Raw genomic sequence first — 22,379 nt, forward strand, 5'->3', positions numbered from 1 at the left:
TTTCCGTAACGCGCACCCGGGTGTACAGGGTCGCCCTTCGCTCATCGGAACTTGCTAAAATGCGCGGGTAATTCATTGACCCAGGGATAGAACCCGCGATGGCAGACCCGCGCCCGACCCCCCGCCGCCCCGTCCTGCTGATCATCATGGACGGGGTGGGTGTAAACCCCGCGAAGCTGAACAATGCCTTTGCCGAGGCCGATACGCCGCGGCTGGATGAATACCTGTCCTCCCACGCCCACACCACACTGGATGCCTGTGGACGCGCGGTGGGATTGCCCGATGGCCAGATGGGCAACTCCGAGGTCGGTCATCTGACGCTGGGTGCAGGTACCGTCATCAATCAGGACCTGGTGCGGATTGACGACTCCATTGCCGATGGCAGCTTTTATGAAAACGACGCGCTCGTCAGCGCCGCGCGCGCCGCGGTCGCGAAGGACCAGCCGCTGCATTTGATCGGTCTGGTCTCCGATGGAGGCGTGCACTCGCATATCCGTCACCTGCGCGCGCTGGTGGAGATCTGCCAGCGTGAAGGCGCTCGACCCATGGTGCACATGATCACTGACGGTCGGGACACTGCGCCGCGTTCGGCCCTCAACTATCTCGACCCGCTGGAGGAAGAGCTGGCGAATGCCGGCGGCGGGATCGCCACCGTGTGCGGGCGCTACTACGCAATGGACCGCGACAAGCGCTGGCAGCGAACCGAAAAGGCATTCCGCGCGATTGCCTATGCCGAGGGCGCACCCGTCGCATCGGCGCGCGAGGCCATCGAGGCCGCCTACGCCGCCGGCGAAGACGACGAGTTCATCAACCCCCGAATCGTGAACGGCGGTGCGCCGCTGGGCCAGGACGCCGTCTGCGTCCTGTTCAACTTCCGTAACGACCGGCCGCGGCAGCTGACGGCTGCCCTGGGCATGGACGATTTCGACGGCTTCGATCGCGGTGATTACCACCCGGTGTCGGAGACCTGCCTGACCGAGTACGACCCCCGTTTCCTGTCGCCGATTGCCTTCCCGCCGGAGCGCCCGTCGACCACGCTGGGTAGTACCATCGCCTCCGCCGGCATCCCCCAGTTCCACTGCGCCGAGACCGAGAAGTATGCCCACGTGACCTTCTTCTTCAACGGTGGCAAGGAAGCGCCCTACGCCGGAGAACAGCGTGTGATGGTGCCCTCGCCCTCGGTGGATACCTATGACGAGCAGCCCGAGATGAGCGCCAGGCAGGTAGCCGACGAGACCATCGAGGCGATGCAGAGCGGGCGCTACGGTTTCATCCTCGTCAACTTTGCTAATGGCGACATGGTGGGCCACACCGCCAAGCGCGAGGCCCTGATCGAGGCCGTTCAGACCCTGGACCGTGAGGTCGGGCGGGTACTGGATGCGGCGAAGCAGCTCGACTATTCCGCGATCGTGACCGCCGATCATGGCAACTGCGACGAATACATCGACCCGGTGACCGGCGCCCCGCACACCCAGCACACCATCTATCCGGTGATGTGCATGATCACCGATACGCAGCGCTGGCGCCTGCGCACCGGCGGCGGGCTGGCCGATGTCGCCCCGACCGTGCTGCAGCTGATGGGCGTGCCCAAGCCTGCGGCCATGGGCGGCCGCAGCCTGTTGCTCGAGGAAGTCCCGGAATCGGCGTGAGCGCGATGATGCACACACGTTACCGCGAGATCCTGGCCTTCGAGACCAAGGATGGCTCCGAGATTCGTGAGCTGATGCACCCGGCTACACATGGCAACGCGGCCCAGAGCCTGGCCGAGGCCGTGGTGGAGCCGGGTACTGCCACGCTGCTGCACCGTCATGCGCGCACCGAGGAGCTCTACCACGTGACACGCGGTCAGGGGGAGATGCGACTGGGTGACACGACCTTCACGGTGACGGCGGGCGATACGGTCTGCATTGCGCCCGGCACCCCGCACAACATCCGCAATAACGGCACGGAGCCGCTGCACATCCTGTGCAGTTGTTCGCCGGCGTACTCGCACGACGACACCGAGCTTCTCTAGTCCCCGGCTACCGCGGCGTTATCCGCGCCATTGCGAGGCCGCCTAAACGCCGTACTCGGCGCGATAGGCGCGCAGGGCGTCCAGGTGCTCCGGCGCGCGCCCGGTTGCCTCGAGCATCGCGACCAGATCGCCCAGCCGCGCGACGCGGATCACCTGCAGGTCCAGTTCGGCCTCGACCTCCTGGATGGCCGAGCGCTCGTCGCGCCCGCGTTCCTCGCGGTCCAGGGCAATCGCCACGCCCACCGGCGTGGCACCTGCTGCACGGATCAGGTCCACCGACTCGCGGATGGCGGTGCCGGCGGTGATCACGTCGTCCACGATCAGCACGCGCCCGGCCAGCGGCGCGCCGACGATATTGCCGCCTTCGCCATGGTCCTTCGCCTCCTTGCGGTTAAAGGCCCAGGGGCGGTCCATGCCGTGATCGCGATAAAGCGCCTCGGTCACTGCCGCCGCCAGTGGGATGCCCTTGTACGCAGGACCAAAGACCAGATCGAACTCGACGCCGGAATCGACGATGGCGCGGGCATAGAATTCGCCCAGGCGCGCCAGATCGGAACCCCGGTTGAACAGCCCGGCGTTGAAGAAGTAGGGGCTGATGCGCCCGGACTTCAGTGTGAACTCGCCAAAGCGCAGGACATCGCGTTGCAGGGCGTATTCCAGAAAGGCGTGGGCGGTCATCGGGGCGGCTCCGGTCATGAAACGTCGTATTCTGACACACCCGCCCGCGGCTTCGGCAGCCGTGCGGTCCCGGGGCCTTTTCCGCGCCCGCGCGCACGGGTATTGTTCCCCGCCATGCGCATACTCTCAATGAACGCCAACGGCATCCGTGCCGCCGCCCGCAAGGGCTTCTTCGACTGGCTCCCGTCCACCGCGGCCGATGTGGTCTGCATCCAGGAGACCAAGGCCCAGATCCATCAGATCCAGGGCGAGCCGTTCCACCCGCCCGGTCACCACTGCGCCTACGTCGACGCGGTCAAGCCCGGCTACAGCGGCGTAGCCCTGTACAGCCGCCGCCAGCCGGATGAGGTGATCACCCGCATCGGCTTCGAGGAGGCCGACAACGAGGGCCGCTATGCCGAGATGCGGTTTGGCAACCTGTCGGTGGTGTCGCTGTATCTGCCCTCGGGTTCCTCCGGCGATCATCGCCAGGACTCCAAGTGGCGCTTCCTCGAGTTCTTCCGCCCCTGGCTGGCCGAACGCATGCAGGACGGGCGGGAATGGGTCATCTGCGGCGACTGGAACATCGCCCACAAGGAGATCGACCTCACCAACTACCGGTCCAACCGCAAGAACTCCGGCTTCCTGCCCGAGGAGCGAGCCTGGCTGGATCACCTGTTCGACGAGATCGGCATGGTCGACGTGTTCCGCCGCCTGGACGAGCGTCCCAAGCAGTACACCTGGTGGTCCAACCGGGGCCAGGCCTGGGCCAAGAATGTCGGCTGGCGCATCGACTACCAGATCGCGACCCCCGGCATCGCCGCCACCGCGCGCGATCCGTACATCCACACCGCCGATCGCTTCTCCGATCACGCGCCGTTCTGGATCGACTATGACTACCAGCCCTGACCGGGGTCTGTGCCGCGCATGACCACAGCCGCCGAAGCGCAGCGGCCTCCGCGCCGCGACTGGCGTGCGGCGCTGGCGGTTTACCGCCACCCGCGGGTCATCGGGATGCTGTTTCTGGGCTTTGCCGCCGGGTTGCCGCTGCTGCTGACCGGCGGCACCTTCACTGCCTGGCTGCGCGACCTGGGCGTCGAGCTGGCCTCCATCGGCTTCCTGTCCTGGGTCGGCATGGCCTACAGCATCAAGGTATTCTGGGCCCCGATCGTGGACCGGATGCCGCTGCCGTTCCTGACCCGAATCTTCGGGCGCCGGCGGGCCTGGATGCTGGCAGCTCAGGCCACCATCATGCTGGGGCTGTTCGGCATTGCCTTCACCGACCCCACCGAGCAGCTGTGGCTGGTCGCTGTCTGGGCCGTGCTGACCGCCTTCGGGGCCGCGACCCAGGACATCGCCATCGATGCCTACCGCATCGAGGCCGTCAGCCAGGAGCGCCAGGGCGCAATGGCCGCCGCCTACGTGTTCGGCTACCGCGTGGCGTTGCTGACCGCCGGGGCCGGGGCGCTGCATATTGCCGCGGCCGGTAGCTGGAGTCTGTCCTACGCCACCATGGCGGCGCTGATGCTGGTGGGCGTGATCTGTACCCTGATCGTCCGCGAGCCCGAGGTGGCCCGGCGCGACTCCGCCACGGCCCGACTTGAGGACCGCGTGGTCCACTACCTCAACAACACCTCCGATACGGGCTGGTGGCGCGGCCTGAAGGCCTGGTTCATCGGGGCGGTGATCTGCCCGTTCGTCGAGTTCTGGCAGCGCTTCGGAAAGACCGCCCTGGTGGTGATCGCCTTCATCGCCGTGTTCCGCATCAGCGATATCTTCATGGGCGTGATGGCCAATCCGTTCTATCTGGACATCGGCTTCACCAAGGACGAGATCGCCAACATCGCCGCGGCCTTCGGCCTGGCCATGACCCTGACCGGCGCGGCCCTCGGTGGCCTGCTGGTGGTGCGCTTCGGCATCATGCGCATGCTCATTGCCACCGCAATCCTGGCCCCGCTGACCAACCTGACCTTCTCCTGGCTGGCGACCCTGGGACCGGAGACCTACGGGCTGGTGTTCGCCATCATGGCCGACAACCTGTCCGGGGGCATGGCCATATCGGTGTTCATCGCCTACCTCTCCAGCCTCACCAACAGCGCCTACACCGCTACCCAGTACGCCCTGTTCAGCTCCATCATGACGCTGCCGGGGCAGTTCCTCGCCGGCTTCACCGGCGTACTCGCCGAACACATCGGCTGGTTCTGGTTCTTCGCCAGCTCCGCCCTCATCGGCATCCCCACCATCCTGCTCGCCTTGGCCCTGATGCGCTGTGCCAACCCCGACCACATGCCCCAGCCCGGCCGCCCGGCCGCTACGGAATCCCCCGCTCGCGACTAGCAAGCCTGCCGGTTATGGACGAGCAGTGCGAACGTAGAACGAGAGTCGGGCTGTTGAGGTGTGCGGCAAGTGGAAGGTAACGAGAAGAGCGGAACAGGGGATCGCTCTTAGGTATCCGCATACGGACCCGCTTGGAACTCGCCAGGTTCCTGGCCCGACGGTATGTACCACGCGTTCACATGGGCACAAAAAAGCCCGCACCGAAAGGTGCGGGCTGATGGTGCTTCCGGGTTGGCGGGATTAGAAGCTGTAGTGCATACCCACCATGAACACGTTGTTGCTGCCGTCACCCGGGCCAAAGCCGGCCGGGTCGCTCCCGGTGTCGCGGGCCTTGAGTTCCGGCACGGCGCCGGTGGATTCTTCTTCGTAGTAGTACTCGGCGAACAGGGTCAGGCCGTCCATCCAGTTAAAGGCATAGCCCAGGTGGAAGACGTCTTCACCATAGTTATCCACATTGGCGTAGGTGCCGTGGAAGACATGCTGACCCATGGTGTAGGACGCATAGATATTGGCGGCAATATCCCCGTCGTCGCCGAAGGTGCCGGCGTCCTGGTCGCTGTCGATGTACTCCACCTTCGCGCCCATGGCCCACGGACCCATGCTGTGCATCGCCGAGACACCCCAGATTCGGGTGTTTGCTACGCCGTTGGCATCGTCGACCCCGATCGAAAGCGTCGTGTCACCGAAGCTGTACGAACCGGTCAGCTGGTAGCGGTCGTCCGGAGATCCGGAGGCGTCATTGTTCCCGGCATTCGCGCTGTAGGACGCGGCGAAGGAGAAGCCGTTGAGGTCCGGCGAGTAGTACATCACGCTGTTGCTTTCGCGGAACGTGGTGTAGGTCGCGAAGCCACTCTGGTAGGAGTAGAACATGTCCACCGGGAACGCGATGGCGTTGTAGTACGGCAGCCAGTCGCGGCCGTATGCAACGGTACCGAAGGCCCCGCTGAGCCCGACCTTGCCGATCCGGATATCTTCATCTTCACCGTTGAAGGGATCCTGGATCTTGCCGTTGGCGAGATCGATCGGCACTTCCAATTGTGCGAAGGCGTTGAGGTCCGGGTTGACCTCGTAGTTGGCGTTAAAGCCCATGCGCGAATAGGCGTCACGGAAACCGTCATAGCTGTCGACGCCTTCCGGGTCGGCCGCTTCATACTGCAGGCGCAGAGAACCGTAGAAATCGAACTCTACGCCGCCGGCACCTTCCTGCTGTGCAAAGGCGGCATTCGGGCCCAGGAGCAGGGCCAGGGTAACGGCACCGGACAGGGGCGCCAGGGTCCAGCGGGTCGTGTTTTTCATTGCGAATCCTCTTGATGGTAAGGCGTTTTGGCGGCTGTCCGCGACGCTCCCGGGCGCATCCGGCAGGCGTCCGGGACGTTGCGCAGTGCTATTTATAAGCAAAATCTAATTCGTTGTAAACAAGCCACGCGAATTTAGCATATCGTTGCTCTTTTGCAACGCTTTCTTGGCATACCTCGGCCTGCCGGGCTTCGGTGCTGCCCGGGAAGGCCATTTTTGGGCACCCGTTTGGCGCACATCGGACGATATTTAGCGGGCATCGGACGATTCCGCCACCCGGATGCGCGCTTGCAACCGAACTATTTTTGTACAAAAATAACCAGCCAGACGCGAATAACGAGAAAACCCATGTTGCCGAGCCAGGCCGCCCAATCCGATCCGGAGTCCGAACCGAACCGCAGCACCGAGCCGGATGTCGTGCGTTCGGTGATCCGCCAGCTGCGCGTGATCATCCGGGCATTGCAGGGGCACTCGCGCATGGTAGAACGTGCCTGTGGTATCAGTGCATCGCAGCTGTGGGCCTTGTGGGAGCTGCAACGCACGCCCGGGCTCAACGTCAGTGATCTCTCGCGGCGGTTGTCGGTGCATGCCTCGACCACCTCGAACCTCCTCGACAAGCTGGAACAGCGCGGCCTGATCGAGCGGCGCCGTCCGGAAAAGGATCAGCGCATCGTCCGGCTGTACGTGACCGACCCGGGCATGGAGTTGCTCGATCGTGCCCCGGCAGCCCCCCAGGGCGAGCTCAACCGTGCCCTCCAGTCGTTGCCGATCGGACGTCTGGACGAGCTGAACCAGAGTCTGGACCTGCTGGTCGAAGCCATGAACACCACCGAGCCGCGCGCCGGTCTGCAGCCGTTCGACGGCAAGTCCTGAGGTCTGCGATGTATCCGTTGCGTTGCGTGCTGTTGCTGCTGGTGCTCGGGCTGCCGCTGGCGGCACATGCAGGACCGGCCTTTGACGCAACCCCCGAACGTTCCACCGACGGAGGCTTTGCCCTGAGCTGGGAGGCGGATGGCGCCGTGGCGCTGGAGCAGGCCTCCGGCCCGGATCACGCCGACGCGCGCATCATCTACACAGGCCACGACGCCAGCACCGTGATCAGCGGTCTGCCCGATGGCGAATACCGCTTCCGCCTGCGTGCCAGCGACGCCGACGACTGGTCGGACACGGCCACGGTCCGCGTCGAGCATCACAGCCTGGCCCGCGCCTTCGGCTTCTTTGTGCTGGGGGGGGGCGTCTTTCTGGTCCTGATCGTGGCCATCCTGCGCGGTCGCCCACGCGGCTGAATTCACCTGCCTCGCCCCGTCGATCCGCGTGTACCGCGACCGGGGTCGGTGGCCCCATCGGAGAACACGATGCACGAAATCAAGATCAACATGCAGCGCCTGCAGCAGGACATCAACGATCTGGGACAGATCGGGCGCGACGCCGAGCGCGGTCTGCACCGCCGCGCCTTCAGCGAGGGTGATCGCGCCGGCCGCGAGTGGTTTCGCAGTCGACTGGAGGCTGCCGGCCTGGATGTCTGGCAGGACGGCGCTGCCAACCTGCATGGCCGACTCGACTACGACGGCAAGCGCCCGGTGGTCGCGATGGGTTCGCATCTCGATACCGTCCCCGGGGGCGGCCCGCTGGATGGTGCCCTGGGGGTGCTGATCGGGCTGGAGGTACTGCGCACGGCCAAGGACCACGCGGTCGATCTGGAATACCCCCTCGAGGTGATCGACTTCACCGACGAGGAAGGCCGCTTTGGCGGCATGTTCGGTTCCCAGGCAATGGCCGGCAAGCTCACCCCGGAGAGCATCAGCCATGCCCGTGATCTCGAAGGCATCACGCTGGTCGAGGCCATGGCCCGCTGGGGCCTGAATGCCGACGACGCCCTCAGTGCGCGCCGTGACCCGCACACCCTGCATGCCTTCATCGAGACCCATATCGAGCAGGGCCCGGTGCTGGATCGCCGGGGCTTAAGCGTGGGCGTGGTCGAGGCCATCACTGGCCTGTTCAAGTGGGAGGTGCGCCTGAAGGGGCAGCCGAACCATGCCGGCACCACGCCGATGGACATGCGCATCGACGCCTTCCAGGGGCTGGCCGAGTTCGGTGGCGAGATCAATCGCCTGCTGGAGGAACACGGCAGCCCGAACTCGCGCGCGACCATCGGTCGCGTGGAGCTCGCCCCGGGTGCGGCGAACACCGTGCCGGGCATGGCGACCTTCTCCTTCGAGGTGCGCGATACCGACGAGAAGGTCCTGACCGCGCTGGCTCACGCCGCCCGGCGCACGCTGTCCAGCCTCGCGCGTCGGCGCGACCTGATGTTCGAGTTCGACGTGCTCTCCGAGATCGACCCGGTGCGCTGTGACACGGGCATCGTGCAGACCATCGAGGCGACCGCCGAACGCATGGGCCTGGAATACCTGACCATGCCCAGCGGGGCGGCACACGACACCCAGAGCATGAGCGCCATCACGCGCACCGGCATGATCTTCGTGCCAAGCCTGCAGGGGCGTAGCCATTCCGCGGCGGAATGGACAAACTGGGAGGACATCGAGACCGGGGCCAATCTGACGCTGCAAAGCGCCCTGGCCCTGGCTGCCCGTTCGTGAGGACCCCCTCCTATCACCGCGACTCGAGGACGCCCGGCATGGCCAACAACGACAACGTTTCCCCGCTCACCGATTACGACTCGCTGGACCCGCTGCGCGAGCAGTATCAGGACAGCCTGATCACGAACCCGGTGCTGCGCCAGGAGCTGCGAGAGCACCATGTCGCCCTGCTGTGCATCGACTTGCAGTACCTCGATGCCGCGCGTGGTCACGGCGTGTTCGCCGACTCGGTGCAGTCCGGTGTGCCACCCGAGGCCCAGGAATACTATTTCAACCGCCTGGAGCAGACCGTGCTGCCGAACGTGCGCCGGCTGCAGGATGCATTCCGCGAGCAGGGGCTGGAGGTGATCCACACGCGCATCCGTTCGCTGACCCGCGACGGCCGTGACCGCAGCCCGGGCCACAAACGCCTTAACCTGCATGCCGCGCCGGGTTCGAAGGACGCCGAATTCGTCGAGCAGGTGGCGCCGGTGGGCGACGAGATCGTGCTGGACAAGACCGCCAGCGGGGTCTTCAATTCCACTAACCTGCACTACATCCTGCGCAACCTGAACATCTCGGCGCTGTTCATCGTGGGTGTGTACTCGAACGAATGCGTATCCACTGCCGTACGCGATGCCTGCGACCTCGGTTTTTATGTCACGCTGATGGACGATGCCACTGCGACCGTGACCCCGGAGATGCAAAAGGCAACGATCACCACCATCAAGGACCGCTACGCGCGGGTGATGACCACCGATGAGGCCATCCGCGAGATCACGAAGGTGAAGGAGGCCTCGTGAACGGCCTGGACGCCCCGATCCTGCCGACTCCGGTCGCCTGGGGGCTGCTGATCGCATTCAGCATCCTCTGGGTGGCGCTGGGCTGGTGGCTGGGGCGGCACAATCGCAGCGCCGAAGACCACATGCTGGCGGGGCGCAACGTCGGGATGGCGCTGGCCACTGCGACTGCGATGGCGACCTGGGTCACCGCCAATACCACGATGACGGCCCCGCAGCTGGCGCTGCAGCTGGGGGTCTGGGGCATGCTCGGGTATTCGCTGGGGGCGCTGGGCCTGATCCTGTTCGCGCCACTGGCGCGCCGCATCCGCGAGCTGATGCCGCGCGGTTTTACCTCCGGAGACTTCATCCGTCTGCGCTACGGTACCTTTACCTGGCGCGTGTTCCTGGTGGTGTCGCTGATCTACGCCTTCGGCTGGCTGGTCTCGATGGCCATGGCCGGCGGGGTGCTGATCAATGCCCTGGCCGGCATCGACTACCGAGTGGGCATGACCGTGATCCTGACCGTCTGTGTGGTGTACACCCTGCTTGGCGGGCTGCGCGCGGTCATCGGGACCGATTTCATCCAGACCGTCATCATTATCGCCGGCGCGGCGTTCATCGCCTGGCTAACCATCGACCGGGTCGGCTTCGAGGCGATCCACTTCAACCTGATGGAAGAGCGTCCGGAGCTGCTGAACCTGTTGTTCCCGGCCGCAATCATGTTCCTGTTCAACAACCTGTTGTTCGGAGTGGGCGAGATCTTCCACTCCAACGTCTGGTGGTCGCGCGCGTTCGCCTTTGGCCGCAACGTCGGCTTTCGTGCCTACCTGCTGGGTGGCCTGTTGTGGCTGCCGATCCCGATTGTGGCGGGCTTTATCGCCCTGGCCACGCCGGCGCTGGGCATCAATGTGCCTGCCGCCGACATGGTCGGGCCGCTGGTGGCCGCCGAGGTGCTCGGCCTGACCGGGGCGATCGTGGTCTTCATCGTGGTGTTCGCCGCGCTGGCCTCCAGTCTCGACTCCCTGCTGGCGGCGACCTCGGACCTGGTCACCCGGGATATCTACCGCGGCCACATCCGCCCGCAGGCCAGCGAACAGAATCAGTTCCGGGCGACCAAGGTCATCGTGGTCCTGCTGGGCCTGCTGACCTGGCTGGCCGCCAGCTATCGTGGCGAGCTGCCGATCATCGGATCTCTGGCCGAGCTGCTGTATTTCACCGGCGCCTTTGTTGCCTCCGCGATCTGGCCGATCGTGGCCGGTCTGTACTGGCGGCGGGCCAACCCCCGGGGGGCGGCCTGGTCGATGATCCTGGGGTCGGGCATCGGGCTGGCCAGCTACTTCCTGATCGGTTTCTACGTCGCGGCGCTCGTCGGCGCGGCGGTGTCGCTGGCGGTGATGGTGCTCAGCACCTGGCTGGCCCCGCGCCCGTTCGACTGGGACCGTCTGGCGCGGGATGATGTCCAACCGAAGGGGAGCCCGGCATGACGATCTCGAGTACGGCCCTGATGTTCATCGTGGTGGTGGCCACCGGAGTGGCCACACTGACCCCGATCCTGCTGCTGGCCCTGTTTATTCGCGACTGGAAAAAAGGATGCCTCTGGTGAATTACACCGAAGATCCCTTGCACGCTCTCCATCCCAAGGACGGTGCCGCCGGTACGAACCGCCCGCGGGCGTTGCTCACCGCGGTGGAGGAAGACCCGGATCCGCTACTGAAGCTGGCGGCCGCACACGTGGTCTCCAGCCAGCAGTTCACGCGTCCCGAACTGCTGCAGCTGTTCCGGCTCGCAGCACAGTACGAGACCACCCCGGCGCTGATGCACCTGCCGCTGGCGGGCAAGATCCTGATCAGCGCGTTTTACGAGCCGTCCACTCGCACGCGGCTGTCGTTCGAGAGCGCCTGGCATCGTCTGGGCGGGGCGGTGATGTCGATCACCGACCCCAGGAGCACCGGCATCGCCAAGGGCGAGTCGCTGGCGGATATCGCCGAGATGTTCAACAACTATGGCGATGTGCTGGTGCTGCGCTCCTCGGATGCCGAGGCGGCGCACAACATGCTCGAGAACCTGCGCATCCCGCTGGTCAACGCCGGCAACGGCATCGACGAGCACCCGACCCAGGCCCTGGCGGACGTCTACACCCTGGCCAAGTGGCGGCCCGAGCTGTTCACCGGCCCGGTAGCGCCGGAGGATCGCATCCGGGTCGGGATCATTGGCGTCCCCTCGCGCATGCGCACGGTGCGCTCGCTGCTGCGCCTGCTGAGCCTGTTCCCCGAGGCGATCGAGGAGGTCGTGCTCGTCTCGCGCGAGGACGAGAACTTCGATTCCGGCCAGCGCGAGGAACTGGAGGACGCCGGCCTGAACCTGCGCGTGGTGCACGACCTGGACCCGGTACTGCCGGACCTGGACGTGGTGTACATCAACGCCATCGCCTGGGTGGGCGATACCTTCGAGTCCATGGGCGAGGGGCTGAAGCTGGACCGCAACTCCCCGCTGAAGAAGGGCGCGATCATCATGCACCCGCTGGCGCGCGGTGCGGAGCTGTCCACCGACCTCGATGACACCCCGCACAACTGGTACTTCGCCCAGGCGCGCGGGGCGGTGTTCGTGCGCATGGCGCTGCTGACCAGTGTGGTCCGCCGCATCAGCGCGGTCATGGACACCCCGGAAGACTGAACCTCGCACTGAACTGAACCGCGAGTGGCGTGGCGCGCCGGAACGGACCGGGCCGCGCCCCGCTCGCACTGAACGAATAATCAAGGAGACATGCCATGTGTGGCATCGCCGGAATCTTTCACGCCGACCCCAACCGCAAGGTCGACCCGCAGACCCTGGTCAATATGGCCGCGATTCAGTACCACCGCGGTCCCGACGGCTTCGGCTACAAGACGCAGGACGATCGTGGCGTGGGGTTCTCGCACGCCCGGTTGTCGATCATCGACCTGGACGAGAACCGCGGCCGCCAGCCGTTCTGCATGAGCGACGGCTCCATCATGACCGCGGTCAACGGCGAGCTGTACGACTACAAGCGCATTCGTACCGACCTGACCTCGCGCGGGGTGAAGTTCCACACCAAGAGCGATTCCGAGATGGTCATGCACCTGTACCGGCGCGAGGGCCTGGAAGACGCGATCAAGCACTTCCGTGGCGAATTCGCAATCTCCCTGTATGACCGCGAGCATGATCGCCTGGTGCTGATCCGGGACCGCTTCGGCGTCAAGCCGCTGTACTTCACCGAGGCCAACGGCAGCTTCGTATTCGGCTCCGAGCTGAAGGTGCTGTTCGCCAACCCCGATGTGCCGCGCCGGTTCGCCGACGCCGGCCTGTACCACCAGCTGATGCAAACCATGGTCCCGGGCACCACCGCCTTCGAGGGCATCCAGCAGGTCAAGCCCGGCCACATGGTGATTGTTGAACGCGCCCACGGCAAGCTGAAGGTGCGCCAGGAGAAGTACTGGGACATGGACTTCCCGCTGGCCAGCGAGCGCCCGCCGGAGGAGGACGCCGACGAGAACGCCTGGATCGAAGGGGTGCGCGAACAGCTGATGGAGGCCGTCCAGCTGCGCCTGGAGGCCGACGTGCCGGTCGCCTGCTACCTCTCCGGCGGGATCGACTCCTGCATCACCCTGGGCCTGGCCTCGGCCAGCCAGCAGGCGCCGGTCAAGGCTTTTACCATCGGCTTCGACAACGACGCCTACGACGAGACCGCGATCGCCCGCGAGATGGCCGAGAGCGTCGGCGCCGACCAGGACATCCTGCGCCTGGATGCCGACCACCTCTACGACAACTTCGAAGAGGCCCTGTGGCACGCCGAGCGTACCATCTACAACACCCTCGGCGTGGCCAAGCTGCTGATGAGCCGGCACGTGAACGAGGCCGGCTACAAGGTGGTGGTCACCGGCGAAGGCTCGGACGAGCTGTTCGGTGGCTACCCGGCCTTCCGCCGCGACATGTTCCTGCACGGCCTGGACACCCTGCCGGAGGCCGAACGCGCCGCCTGGCAGCAGATGCTGAACGAGTCCAACGAGCTGTTCTCCGGCGCGATGCTGGCCGAGGACGAGGTCGATGACCCGGAGTTCACGAAGATGATGGGCTTCACCCCGTCCTGCCTGCAGCCCTGGCTGGCGGCGGCCGAGCACGTGCCCGGCCTGCTGGCGCCGGAGCGCCGCGAGCGCATGCAGGGCTACCAGCCCGGCCGTGCGATCGCCGGCGCCCTGGATGACGACATGCTGGAAGGCCGCCATCCGCTGGACAAGGCTCAGTACGTGTGGATCAAGACCATGCTGGAAGGCCAGATCCTGACCTGGGGTGGCGACCGCATGGACATGGCGAATTCCATGGAGGCCCGCCCGCCGTTTCTCGACCATCACCTGGCCGAGTTCTGCGCCCACCTCCCGCCGACCCTGCGCATCAAGGGCCGCACCGAGAAGTACGTGCTGCGCGAATCGATGAAGGGCCTGCTGCCCAAGGTGCTCTACGAGCGCGAGAAGTTCGCGTTCATGGCCCCGCCCGCGCACACCGATCCGGTCAAGTGGGCGGCAATGAAGGCCCTGGCCGATCGCTACCTGGCGCCGGAGAAGGTGGCCGAGGCCGGCCTGCTGGACCCGGAGGGTGTGCGCCGCGTATTCGAGATCCACGAGGACGAGAACACCCCGGCGGCCACCCAGGTCCAGCTGGACGCGGTGATCAACCACATGATCGGGGTGCAGGTGCTGCACGAGAAGTTCGTCGCCACCGACATCCCGGCACTGGCGCAGCAGAAGGCCGACGAGTTCGGCTGGCGTCCCTGACCGGGCCCGGCGCCCTCTGCGCTTCGCCAGAAGCGGTATCTCGTCAGTGCTTGCTGGTGGTTGCTGGGTGCGGTGGTGGCCGTGCAACCCGAACCGGGACGGCTGGACGGGGGATTCCCGTAACGGGGCTCTGCCCGCAAGTGCCCGGCCGGACCGAGCACGCTCGCTCTGGGCCGTGGCGCGATCAGTAGCCGTTGGTCCGATCCTGCAGCGCTTCGCGGTCCTGGCGCAGTGGCAGCCGAATCCGTACCTGACCTCCGGGCCCCGGCCCGAGATCGATATCGCCGTCGTGGGCGCGGACCACCCGTAGCACGCTGGCCAGCCCCAGCCCGGTTCCGCCCCGCTTGGTGGTGAAGAACGGCTCGAACACCTGCTCGCGTTCGCTGGCGGCAAAACCGGGACCCTCGTCCAGGACCTCGATGCGGCAATCCCCGGCGCCTTCAGTGATTCGCACGCGGACGGGCCTGTGCGGCGCCGCCTGGGCGGCATTGTCGATCAGGTTGTCCAGCATCTGCTCGGTCAGGAGCGGATCCAGTTCCACCGGTGACAGCCCGGTACTCGTCTCCGGTTCCAGGATTACGGGGATCTGCCAGCGCCGTGACTGGCGCGCGGCCACCCCGGCCACCAGCGCATGCGGGTCCATCGGCTGGATCCGGGGCGTGACGGGCCGGCCGTATTCCAGCAATTCCTGGACCGTGCGGGAGCAGCGTTCGCAGTGGTGGTCGATCATGTTCACCATCTCCTGCTGCCGTTCGCCCAGCGTGCCTTCGCGCTGGAGGGTCGCGGTCACACTGCTGATCACGGTCAGGGGGTTGTTGATGTCGTGCGCGACGCGGGCGGCCACCCGCCCGATCGCGGACAGCTGCTCTTGGTGCTGCAGCCGGCGCTCGATATCGCGCAAGCGCGCCAGGTCGCGCGACATGTCATTGAACGCCAGCACTAGGCGGGAGAACTCGCCGGAGCCGGGGGGAAGCGGTGCCTGATATCCAAACTCCCCGCGGGCGATGCGCCCCAGATGCTCGACAAGGGCCCCGACCGGGCGCAGCTGGATGCGCAGCACCACCACCAGCGCAAAGGCCAGCAGCACCGCGGCAATCGCCAGGGTGATGGTGAGCAGGGTCTTGACCTCGTCCAGCGCGCGCGCGACCGTGTCCGGTGCCCTGACGTCCAGGGCCGCGCGCGACGGATCGCGGTCGTCGGTCAGTTCGATCCGGCGGGTATCGGGCCCCACCGAGACCCCGGCGGCGGGCTCGATTCGCGCGGAGTGGGTCTCGCGCAGGGATGTCACGAGTTCTTCGAGCGGCGTGGCCGTCACCAACCAGGCGATATTCACATTGTTGTGTTCGATCGCTGCCTGACCGACCAGCCAGAAGCTGCCGTCGGCGAACACTACGGCGGCGCCTTCCCGCTCCCCTTGCGGCGGGAATATGACCGAGTCCGACGGACGGCTGGAGGCGATCTCGCGCTGGTCACTGGCGGCCCACAGCGATACGCGTTGCAGTTCGAATGCCTCGGCCTGCCGGCTCACGGCTGCCGCAGGGTGGTGCTGTTCACCTTCCAGATAGAGGTGATAATAGGTGCTGTTGATCAGGTCGGAGTCGCGGGCCAGCAAGCCGGTCAGGCTGGACAACCGTCGCAGTTCGTCCTGGATGCGTCCGTCCACCTGATCCGCCAGGCGGTCGAGTCGCTCCTGGTGCAGGTCGTCGAACTGGCGGCTGACGACCTGATCAATGCCCAGGAACAGGGCGCTGTGGATAATGGCGGTGACCGTAATCACGCCCAGGATCACGCGGATCAGCAGGGATCTTCGGCGTCTTGGCGTTTGCGTCTGGCCGCGGTGGAGCGACCATCGTCCGGGAATTACCGCTTCCGACATCATTCAACTCTCGCAGACGGGACACTCGGGCCAGGCCGTGCAGGGTCCCTGGCATGCATTCGGGCGGCGCCGGATCGTGGCAGGACTCAGATGGTTTGCGGCAGGCGATACCCCGCCTCCTGGGCGGAGACCGGAATCAGCCGGTGCGCCAAAACGGCCTGCCCGGCCGGGCTGTACAGGTAATCGAAGAACGGGCGCATTACCGCCTCCTGCCACCGGTCGGATACCACCGTCAGCGGGCCGTGGAGGGGATACTCGCCCGCCTGAACCGTTGCCGCGGACGGCTCGATCCCGTCGATCTTCAGGGCGCGCAGTTCGCCCCGCTTGATGCGCTCGGCCGCGAACACCCAGCTTACAACGCCGATGGAGGACTCGAAGCGTGCCAGGGTGTCGGTCAGGTGTTCGTCGGTATCGATACTCATGCCGCGGGGGGACCACTGCTGGGCATTGTCGAACAGGACGTCGCGAACCGGTTCGCGGTAGTCCGGGCAGTGGTCGCGATAGAGCACGGCGATCGGCCGGTCTGGCCCGCCTACGTCCGACCAGCGGCGAACCCGGCCTGCCATCACGGCCTTCAAGTCGTCCAGCGCCAGCCCGTCGACTCCGACCTCGGGGTGGGTCACCACGACTTTGAGGTCCCGGGCGACCAGCAAGTGGAAGAAATCTCGCGCCCGGGTGTCCTCCACCGGGCAGCAGAGCCCTCCCAGATGGGCGGTCCGCTGCTGCACCGCCCCGATCCCGTCATCGCACCCGCCACCGTAGACCACAAACGGGCGTCCGGTGTCGTCGCGATAGTGCTTGGCCAGTTCGCGGAACGCGCCGTAGGTCAGAAGGTGGGTACCCTGGTAGACCAGTTCGCCATTCGTACGATGGTCGACGGGCTGGGGCGCGCCCTGCGAGCCGGCGCAATTGCATCCGCCCTGAGCCAGTCCGGCCTGCCAGTCGGCGGTTTCGGGGCTCAGTGCGCGCGCGATGCCATGTCCCAGCAGCGGCCCGAGTACGGCTACGGCAGCCGCATTACGGATGAACACGCGACGATTCATGCATAGACTCTTTTCAAGCTTGGACTTTTGTTCTACACCGTTTCCCAGCCGCACGTCCAACCCAACCCGGAACCCCGATGCCTGAATCCCCGTCGAATTCTTTCAAGGAATCAACGTCCGCAGCGCCTATCCATCATGGGGATGCGGACAGGCCGATCCGGGTCCTCGTACTCGAGGACGAGCCTGATGTGGCCCGCATGCTGAGCTGGGCCATCAAGGACAGTGGGCGCTACGAGGTGACACTGAACAGCGACGCGTCTGCTCTAGAGGACTCGCTGGATGAGGTGGAGCCGGATCTGGTCCTGACCGATCTCATGATGCCGGGTCGCGATGGCTTCGACGTGATCCAGACCGTCAAGGAGCGCGACCCCGACCTCCCGGTGGTCGTCATCAGTGCCTATGCCAGTCTGGAAAATGCGGTCGAAGCCGTGCGCATGGGTGCCTTCGACTTTCTCCCGAAACCGTTTCGGCCCGAGAACATCGAGCTGATGCTGGCAAAGGTGCAGCGCACCCATGACCTGCGACTGCGCGCCGATCGAGCCACCCGCTCGGCCCAGTCCTGCGACCCCTGCCTGAGCGCGTTGCGCGGTTCCAGCCCGATCATGCAGCGCCTGCGCGAATGGATCCTCAAGGTCCGCGACACCCAGGCCAATGTCGTGATCGAAGGCGAGAGCGGGACCGGCAAGGAACTCGTGGCGCAGGCGTTACATGCAGGTCGCGGGCCCTTCGTCGCGATTAATGTGGCCGCGATTCCCCAGGACCTGGCCGAGGCAGAGTTGTTTGGCTATCGACGCGGCGCATTCACCGGGGCCGACCGCGATCATCCGGGGTTGCTGGTCGAGGCCTCCGGCGGCGTACTGTTCCTCGACGAAATCAACGCCATGCCCCTGGGCCTTCAGGCCAAGCTGTTGCGGACCCTCCAGAACCGCAGCGTGCGTGCGCTCGGCTGCACCGAGGATCGCCCACTGGATTTCCGGCTGGTTACCGCCACCAACCAGCCGCTGGAACAGGCGGTCGAGGAGGGCACCTTCCGGCGCGACCTGTTCCACCGGATCAATGTCCTCGGCGTGCAGCTGCCGCCACTGCGGGATCGCACGGAAGACATCCCCGAGCTGGCCGAGAGCTTCGTGCAGCGCTATGCCCGCACCCACGGACGACCGGTAGTGCGGCGCCTTGCCCCGGAGGCCATCAGCGCCCTGCTCGGCTATGAGTGGCCGGGCAATGTCCGGGAACTGGAGAACTTCATCGAGCAGGCCGTGATCCTGTGCCCCGACGGGCTGACCAGCCTGCCGCTGGACGTGTTTCCCGATGCCATTGGCGGCGGGGGCTGGCGGGCCGGCGCGGAGCCCGGTCTGCCCGACCCCGGCGATACGGGTGCAACGCTGGCCGCCGTCGAGCGCCGCTACATCGAGGCGGTGCTCCGCGAGACCGGCAACAACAAGGCCCAGGCCGCCCGGGTGCTGGGCATCGACTACAAGACCCTGCTGCGCAAGCTCGCCGCGTGGAAGGACGACCCGCGTGGCGCCTCCCCGGAGGATCCGTCCGAACCACCTCTCTGAAGTCGTGCGTCCGCAGGCTTTCGGGCCTGGAATCTCTTTCGTATGTAACGGGTGGACCACCGTACGAGTCGCTTCCGGCTTGTGGGGCATTTTGCCCCAATCGCTCGCCATGGGTGAGGGCCAAATGCCCCAGGCGCCCTCCGTGCCTTTCTCTTCCGCCCGCATCCTCACTGGACTTTATTGATTGGCACGCACCCTGCATCGGGGACGTTGGGTCGGGCGCCGCGTACGTGCGTCATGCGGGCCCAGATGAAACCAATAACAACAGGAGACACCCACGATGATGAGGAGTGCGCTGTTTCTGGCCGGTGGTCTGACAATGCTGGCCGTGCCATTCGCCGTCGCCGATTCGCCGAACTCGACTGCGGGGCTTCCGGGCAATGCGCTGATCGACGAGAGCCTGGACGTCAAGACCGCCTGGCCCTACCCGACCGAAGGCGCGGGGACCTATGAACTGCGGGCACACGGGCGAGATCTGCGCCAGTGGCTGAGCCTTAGCTATGAGGATCGACGCGGGATACCGGAGCCCACGGAGGTTGCCTTCGAGGGCCCGGTAAATGGCGACCCGGAGCGTGGCAAGGAGATCTTTACGACCACGGCCGAAGGCAACTGTGTGGCTTGCCACTATGTCGAGGGGGTTGCGCAGACCGGAACCGTCGGCCCCTCGCTGGCCGATTACGCGGCTCGCGGCATGCCTGACGAATACACCTATCAGATGCTCTATGACGCGCGCGTCTTCTACGAGGGAACGCTGATGCCGCCGTTCGGTGCCTTCAACAATCTCACTGAACAGGAAATCCACGACGTCATGGCGTATATGGCGACCCTCAAGTAACCCGCAAAAGGAGAGTTCAGAATGAAACAAAAGCAGATTGCGGTTACCGGCGCAGCAGCGCTCGCGCTCGCCCTCTCCGGGGCATGGATCGTTCAGGCCACCGCTGATGAAACCGTTTACCGCGAATACCAGCCCATGCTGGACTATGGCGATGATCCGCACGTGTCGGACGACCATACCGGGACCTACAAGTACTGGAAGGATCGCGCAGCGCTCGATGCCGCCATGGTCGCCTCGCAAAGCGACCAGTGGAAGACCAACTGGAAGTTCATGGACCCGCCTTTCGACCAGTCGCTGCACGGTGGGCACCTGGCCGAGGATCGTGGGGCTTTCCTGTTCGCGGAGCTCAATGACAATGGCGCCTTCGCGGCCTGTCTGGGGGCGGAAGATGGTGACCTGACCGGGCTGCGCGCCACGCAATATCCGCAGTTCAACGAAGAGCTGGGCCGGATCATGAACCTGGAGATGATGATCGAGCATTGCGCCGCCGAGAAGGGCAAGACGCTCAAGCACGGCAGTTACGACAACTCCGCGATCTCGGTGTATGTCGCCACCCACAGCAACGGCATGCCGATCGAAATCGACGTCACCGAAGGCGAACTCAAGAAGGCCTACAAGCGGGGGCAGGAGCGGTTCCATCTGCGGACTGGCCGCATGAACCTGGCCTGCGCCAGCTGCCACACGACAACGGCCGGCGAGCGTCTGCGCGGTCAGGCACTGACCACTCATTACGGTGACGCGGCCCACTGGCCGACCTATCGCACAAAGGACGAACTGCAGTCGCTGCAGGTGCGGTTTACCGAATGCAACCGAAACTCCGGAACCCAGCCGTTGCAGCTTGGTGCCGATGCCTACAACGACATCGAAGTGTTTTTGAATGCGCTTAGCAGTGGCTACGAGGTCGCGGTACCGAGCGCGCGAGACTGACCTCCTGGCAGGGAAGCCGCAACCCCGGCACGGGTACTTGGGCCAGTAGTTTCACTGCTGGCCCTTTTCTTTGGGCCTCGCGCATCCTCCGGATGCGCGAGGCCCATCTATTTCGCGCGGCCGCCGCGTATGGGGTCCGCGGTAGGCGGTCCAACGGGCACAAAAAAGCCGCCGGCCCCGGAGAGGGCGCAGCGGCGGATGGCCTCGCGGCCCCGAGGGGCCGGAAGCGGGTGCCTTACAGGCTGTAGTACATGTCGAACTCGATCGGATGGGTGGTCATGCGCATCTGCGTGACGTCTTCCATCTTCAGGTCGATGTAGGCATCGATCATGTCGTCGGTGAACACGCCACCCTGGGTCAGGAACTCGCGATCCTGGTTCAGGGCTTCCAGCGCCTGGTCCAGCGAATGGCAGACCTGCGGGATGCCCTTTTCCTCTTCCGGCGGCAGGTCGTAGAGGTTCTTGTCCATCGCGTCGCCCGGGTGGATCTTGTTCTGGATGCCGTCCAGGCCGGCCATCAGCATCGCGGCGAACGCGAGGTACGGGTTGGCGGTGGAGTCCGGGAAGCGCAGCTCGATGCGGCGCGCCTTCGGGTTCATCACGAACGGGATGCGCAGCGAGGCCGAGCGATTACGCGCGGAGTAGGCCAGCATCACCGGCGCCTCGAAGCCCGGCACCAGACGCTTGTAGCTGTTGGTGGACGGGTTGGTGAAGGCGTTCAGTGCGCGGGCGTGCTTGATGATGCCGCCGATGTAGTACAGCGCGGTCTCGGACAGGCCGCCGTAGAGATCGCCGGAGAACAGGTTCTTGCCGTCCTTGGACAGCGACTGGTGCACGTGCATGCCCGAGCCGTTGTCGCCAACGATCGGCTTGGGCATGAAGGTCGCGGTCTTGCCGTGGATGTGGGCCACGTTCTGCACCACGTATTTCAGGACCTGTACCTCGTCGGCCTTCTGCGTCAGGGTCGCCGGGCCCACGCCGATCTCGCACTGGCCGGCGGTCGCCACCTCGTGGTGGTGCACCTCGGTGACGAGGCCCATTTCGGTCATCACTTCGCACATGGTGGAGCGCAGGTCATGCAGGCTGTCGACCGGCGGGACCGGGAAGTAGCCACCCTTCACGCCCGGACGGTGACCGATGTTGCCGTCGTCGTACACGCGCTCGGAGTTCCAGGAGGCCTCCTCGGAATCGACACGGCAGTAGGAACCGGACAGGCTGGAGCCCCACTTCACGTCGTCGAACACGAAGAATTCGTTTTCCGGACCGAACAGAGCGGTGTCGGCGATGCCGGTGCTCTGCAGGTAGGCCTCGGCGCGGCGCGCCAGGGAGCGCGGGCAGCGGTCATAGCCCTGCATGGTGGCCGGCTCGACCACATCGCAGCGGATGTTCATGGTCATGTCTTCGAAGAAGGGGTCGATCACGGCCGACTCGGCGTCCGGCATCAGGATCATGTCGGACTCGTTGATCCCCTTCCAGCCGGAGATCGATGAGCCGTCGAACATCTTGCCTTCCTCGAAGGTCTCTTCGTCGATGTCGTGGGCCGGCATGGTCACATGCTGTTCCTTGCCCTTGGAGTCGGTAAAGCGGAAGTCGACAAAGCGCACTTCCTTTTCCTTGATCTGGTTCAGCACGTCGGCTGCGGACATGGGGATCTCCTTGGTCTTCACTTGAGTCTTCGATTTTGACCGGCC

Annotated in this window: 20 protein-coding genes; 15 read left to right on the plus strand and 5 right to left on the minus strand. The window is 65.5% G+C overall.

Going from position 1 to position 22,379, the window contains the following annotated elements:
* Positions 1 to 98: 98 nt before the first annotated feature.
* Positions 99 to 1,649, plus strand: a complete 1,551-nt coding sequence (gene gpmI, locus G332_RS0101965) for a 2,3-bisphosphoglycerate-independent phosphoglycerate mutase (protein WP_019625321.1) — start codon at positions 99 to 101, stop codon at positions 1,647 to 1,649.
* Between the two features lie 8 nt (positions 1,650 to 1,657).
* Entirely contained in the window at positions 1,658 to 2,014 is a 357-nt protein-coding gene (locus G332_RS0101970) for a cupin domain-containing protein (protein ID WP_026340516.1), read from the plus strand.
* Between the two features lie 42 nt (positions 2,015 to 2,056).
* On the opposite strand, the gene pyrE is transcribed toward G332_RS0101970, so the two are convergent.
* Positions 2,057 to 2,692 (minus strand): orotate phosphoribosyltransferase, encoded by a 636-nt coding sequence (gene pyrE / locus G332_RS0101975; protein ID WP_019625323.1) that lies wholly within the window; start codon positions 2,690 to 2,692, stop codon positions 2,057 to 2,059.
* Positions 2,693 to 2,806: 114 nt separating this feature from the next.
* On the opposite strand from pyrE, the gene G332_RS0101980 reads away from it, so the two are divergent.
* Positions 2,807 to 3,580 (plus strand): exodeoxyribonuclease III, encoded by a 774-nt coding sequence (locus tag G332_RS0101980; protein ID WP_255414578.1) that lies wholly within the window; start codon positions 2,807 to 2,809, stop codon positions 3,578 to 3,580.
* A gap of 18 nt (positions 3,581 to 3,598) precedes the next feature.
* Entirely contained in the window at positions 3,599 to 5,008 is a 1,410-nt protein-coding gene (locus G332_RS0101985; RefSeq protein ID WP_019625325.1) for an AmpG family muropeptide MFS transporter, read from the plus strand.
* Between the two features lie 240 nt (positions 5,009 to 5,248).
* Here G332_RS0101985 and G332_RS0101990 read toward each other — a convergent pair whose 3' ends face one another.
* Positions 5,249 to 6,304, minus strand: coding sequence for a porin (locus G332_RS0101990; RefSeq protein ID WP_019625326.1), 1,056 nt, complete (start codon positions 6,302 to 6,304; stop codon positions 5,249 to 5,251).
* A gap of 348 nt (positions 6,305 to 6,652) precedes the next feature.
* On the opposite strand from G332_RS0101990, the gene G332_RS0101995 reads away from it, so the two are divergent.
* The 8 genes from G332_RS0101995 to asnB all read left to right on the plus strand — a co-directional run bounded on the left by G332_RS0101995 (position 6,653) and on the right by asnB (position 14,449).
* Positions 6,653 to 7,177 (plus strand): MarR family winged helix-turn-helix transcriptional regulator, encoded by a 525-nt coding sequence (locus tag G332_RS0101995; RefSeq protein WP_019625327.1) that lies wholly within the window; start codon positions 6,653 to 6,655, stop codon positions 7,175 to 7,177.
* Positions 7,178 to 7,185: 8 nt separating this feature from the next.
* On the plus strand, positions 7,186 to 7,590 hold the full coding sequence (locus G332_RS0102000) for a hypothetical protein (RefSeq protein ID WP_019625328.1): 405 nt from the start codon (positions 7,186 to 7,188) through the stop codon (positions 7,588 to 7,590).
* 69 nt (positions 7,591 to 7,659) lie between these two features.
* The gene (locus G332_RS0102005) at positions 7,660 to 8,901 is read left to right on the plus strand and encodes a Zn-dependent hydrolase (protein WP_019625329.1); all 1,242 of its coding nucleotides are present in this window, start codon (positions 7,660 to 7,662) and stop codon (positions 8,899 to 8,901) included.
* A 38-nt stretch (positions 8,902 to 8,939) separates the two neighbouring features.
* Entirely contained in the window at positions 8,940 to 9,683 is a 744-nt protein-coding gene (locus tag G332_RS0102010; protein WP_019625330.1) for a cysteine hydrolase family protein, read from the plus strand.
* Positions 9,680 to 11,146, plus strand: coding sequence for a sodium:solute symporter family protein (locus G332_RS0102015; protein WP_019625331.1), 1,467 nt, complete (start codon positions 9,680 to 9,682; stop codon positions 11,144 to 11,146). Before G332_RS0102010 ends, G332_RS0102015 begins: the two co-directional genes overlap by 4 nt.
* Entirely contained in the window at positions 11,143 to 11,265 is a 123-nt protein-coding gene (locus G332_RS13820; RefSeq protein ID WP_019625332.1) for a hypothetical protein, read from the plus strand. Before G332_RS0102015 ends, G332_RS13820 begins: the two co-directional genes overlap by 4 nt.
* Positions 11,253 to 12,335: an aspartate carbamoyltransferase gene (locus G332_RS0102025; protein ID WP_019625333.1), complete on the plus strand. Its 1,083-nt coding sequence runs from the start codon at positions 11,253 to 11,255 to the stop codon at positions 12,333 to 12,335. The genes G332_RS13820 and G332_RS0102025 overlap by 13 nt, the downstream gene beginning before the upstream one ends.
* Positions 12,336 to 12,430: 95 nt before the next feature.
* The gene (gene asnB, locus G332_RS0102030) at positions 12,431 to 14,449 is read left to right on the plus strand and encodes an asparagine synthase (glutamine-hydrolyzing) (RefSeq protein WP_019625334.1); all 2,019 of its coding nucleotides are present in this window, start codon (positions 12,431 to 12,433) and stop codon (positions 14,447 to 14,449) included.
* A gap of 184 nt (positions 14,450 to 14,633) precedes the next feature.
* Here the strand turns inward: asnB and G332_RS0102035 are convergent, their stop codons facing one another.
* Entirely contained in the window at positions 14,634 to 16,325 is a 1,692-nt protein-coding gene (locus tag G332_RS0102035) for a HAMP domain-containing histidine kinase (RefSeq protein ID WP_026340518.1), read from the minus strand.
* Positions 16,326 to 16,411: 86 nt separating this feature from the next.
* Positions 16,412 to 17,368 (minus strand): substrate-binding domain-containing protein, encoded by a 957-nt coding sequence (locus G332_RS0102040; protein WP_019625336.1) that lies wholly within the window; start codon positions 17,366 to 17,368, stop codon positions 16,412 to 16,414.
* Positions 17,369 to 17,445: 77 nt separating this feature from the next.
* Here G332_RS0102040 and G332_RS0102045 point away from each other — a divergent pair, with 77 nt between their 5' ends.
* From G332_RS0102045 to soxA, 3 genes are all read left to right on the plus strand, one after another.
* A complete protein-coding gene (locus G332_RS0102045) occupies positions 17,446 to 18,927 on the plus strand; it encodes a sigma-54 dependent transcriptional regulator (protein WP_081619738.1) in 1,482 nt (493 codons plus the stop codon).
* A 280-nt stretch (positions 18,928 to 19,207) separates the two neighbouring features.
* On the plus strand, positions 19,208 to 19,762 hold the full coding sequence (gene soxX, locus G332_RS0102050) for a sulfur oxidation c-type cytochrome SoxX (protein WP_018871560.1): 555 nt from the start codon (positions 19,208 to 19,210) through the stop codon (positions 19,760 to 19,762).
* 21 nt (positions 19,763 to 19,783) lie between these two features.
* Positions 19,784 to 20,689 carry a sulfur oxidation c-type cytochrome SoxA gene (soxA, locus tag G332_RS0102055; RefSeq protein WP_019625338.1) on the plus strand — a complete coding sequence of 302 codons (906 nt, stop codon included), beginning with the start codon at positions 19,784 to 19,786 and terminating at the stop codon, positions 20,687 to 20,689.
* A gap of 235 nt (positions 20,690 to 20,924) precedes the next feature.
* On the opposite strand, the gene glnA is transcribed toward soxA, so the two are convergent.
* Positions 20,925 to 22,334 (minus strand): glutamate--ammonia ligase, encoded by a 1,410-nt coding sequence (gene glnA, locus G332_RS0102060; protein ID WP_019625339.1) that lies wholly within the window; start codon positions 22,332 to 22,334, stop codon positions 20,925 to 20,927.
* Positions 22,335 to 22,379: the final 45 nt, after the last annotated feature.

The organism is Thioalkalivibrio sp. ALJT (genome assembly GCF_000381825.1).
Taxonomy (GTDB): Bacteria; Pseudomonadota; Gammaproteobacteria; order Ectothiorhodospirales; family Ectothiorhodospiraceae; genus Thioalkalivibrio.

Coding starts and splice junctions, on each gene's coding strand:
- G332_RS0102005 (WP_019625329.1), top strand. CDS start 7,660: ATGCACGAAATCAAGATCAACATGCAGCGCCTGCAGCAGGACATCAAC.
- soxA (WP_019625338.1), top strand. CDS start 19,784: ATGAAACAAAAGCAGATTGCGGTTACCGGCGCAGCAGCGCTCGCGCTC.
- asnB (WP_019625334.1), top strand. CDS start 12,431: ATGTGTGGCATCGCCGGAATCTTTCACGCCGACCCCAACCGCAAGGTC.
- glnA (WP_019625339.1), bottom strand. CDS start 22,334: ATGTCCGCAGCCGACGTGCTGAACCAGATCAAGGAAAAGGAAGTGCGC.
- G332_RS0102035 (WP_026340518.1), bottom strand. CDS start 16,325: ATGTCGGAAGCGGTAATTCCCGGACGATGGTCGCTCCACCGCGGCCAG.
- G332_RS0102045 (WP_081619738.1), top strand. CDS start 17,446: ATGCCTGAATCCCCGTCGAATTCTTTCAAGGAATCAACGTCCGCAGCG.
- G332_RS13820 (WP_019625332.1), top strand. CDS start 11,143: ATGACGATCTCGAGTACGGCCCTGATGTTCATCGTGGTGGTGGCCACC.
- soxX (WP_018871560.1), top strand. CDS start 19,208: ATGATGAGGAGTGCGCTGTTTCTGGCCGGTGGTCTGACAATGCTGGCC.
- gpmI (WP_019625321.1), top strand. CDS start 99: ATGGCAGACCCGCGCCCGACCCCCCGCCGCCCCGTCCTGCTGATCATC.
- G332_RS0102040 (WP_019625336.1), bottom strand. CDS start 17,368: ATGAATCGTCGCGTGTTCATCCGTAATGCGGCTGCCGTAGCCGTACTC.
- G332_RS0101990 (WP_019625326.1), bottom strand. CDS start 6,304: ATGAAAAACACGACCCGCTGGACCCTGGCGCCCCTGTCCGGTGCCGTT.
- G332_RS0101980 (WP_255414578.1), top strand. CDS start 2,807: ATGCGCATACTCTCAATGAACGCCAACGGCATCCGTGCCGCCGCCCGC.
- G332_RS0101985 (WP_019625325.1), top strand. CDS start 3,599: ATGACCACAGCCGCCGAAGCGCAGCGGCCTCCGCGCCGCGACTGGCGT.
- pyrE (WP_019625323.1), bottom strand. CDS start 2,692: ATGACCGCCCACGCCTTTCTGGAATACGCCCTGCAACGCGATGTCCTG.
- G332_RS0101970 (WP_026340516.1), top strand. CDS start 1,658: ATGCACACACGTTACCGCGAGATCCTGGCCTTCGAGACCAAGGATGGC.
- G332_RS0102025 (WP_019625333.1), top strand. CDS start 11,253: ATGCCTCTGGTGAATTACACCGAAGATCCCTTGCACGCTCTCCATCCC.
- G332_RS0101995 (WP_019625327.1), top strand. CDS start 6,653: ATGTTGCCGAGCCAGGCCGCCCAATCCGATCCGGAGTCCGAACCGAAC.
- G332_RS0102000 (WP_019625328.1), top strand. CDS start 7,186: ATGTATCCGTTGCGTTGCGTGCTGTTGCTGCTGGTGCTCGGGCTGCCG.
- G332_RS0102010 (WP_019625330.1), top strand. CDS start 8,940: ATGGCCAACAACGACAACGTTTCCCCGCTCACCGATTACGACTCGCTG.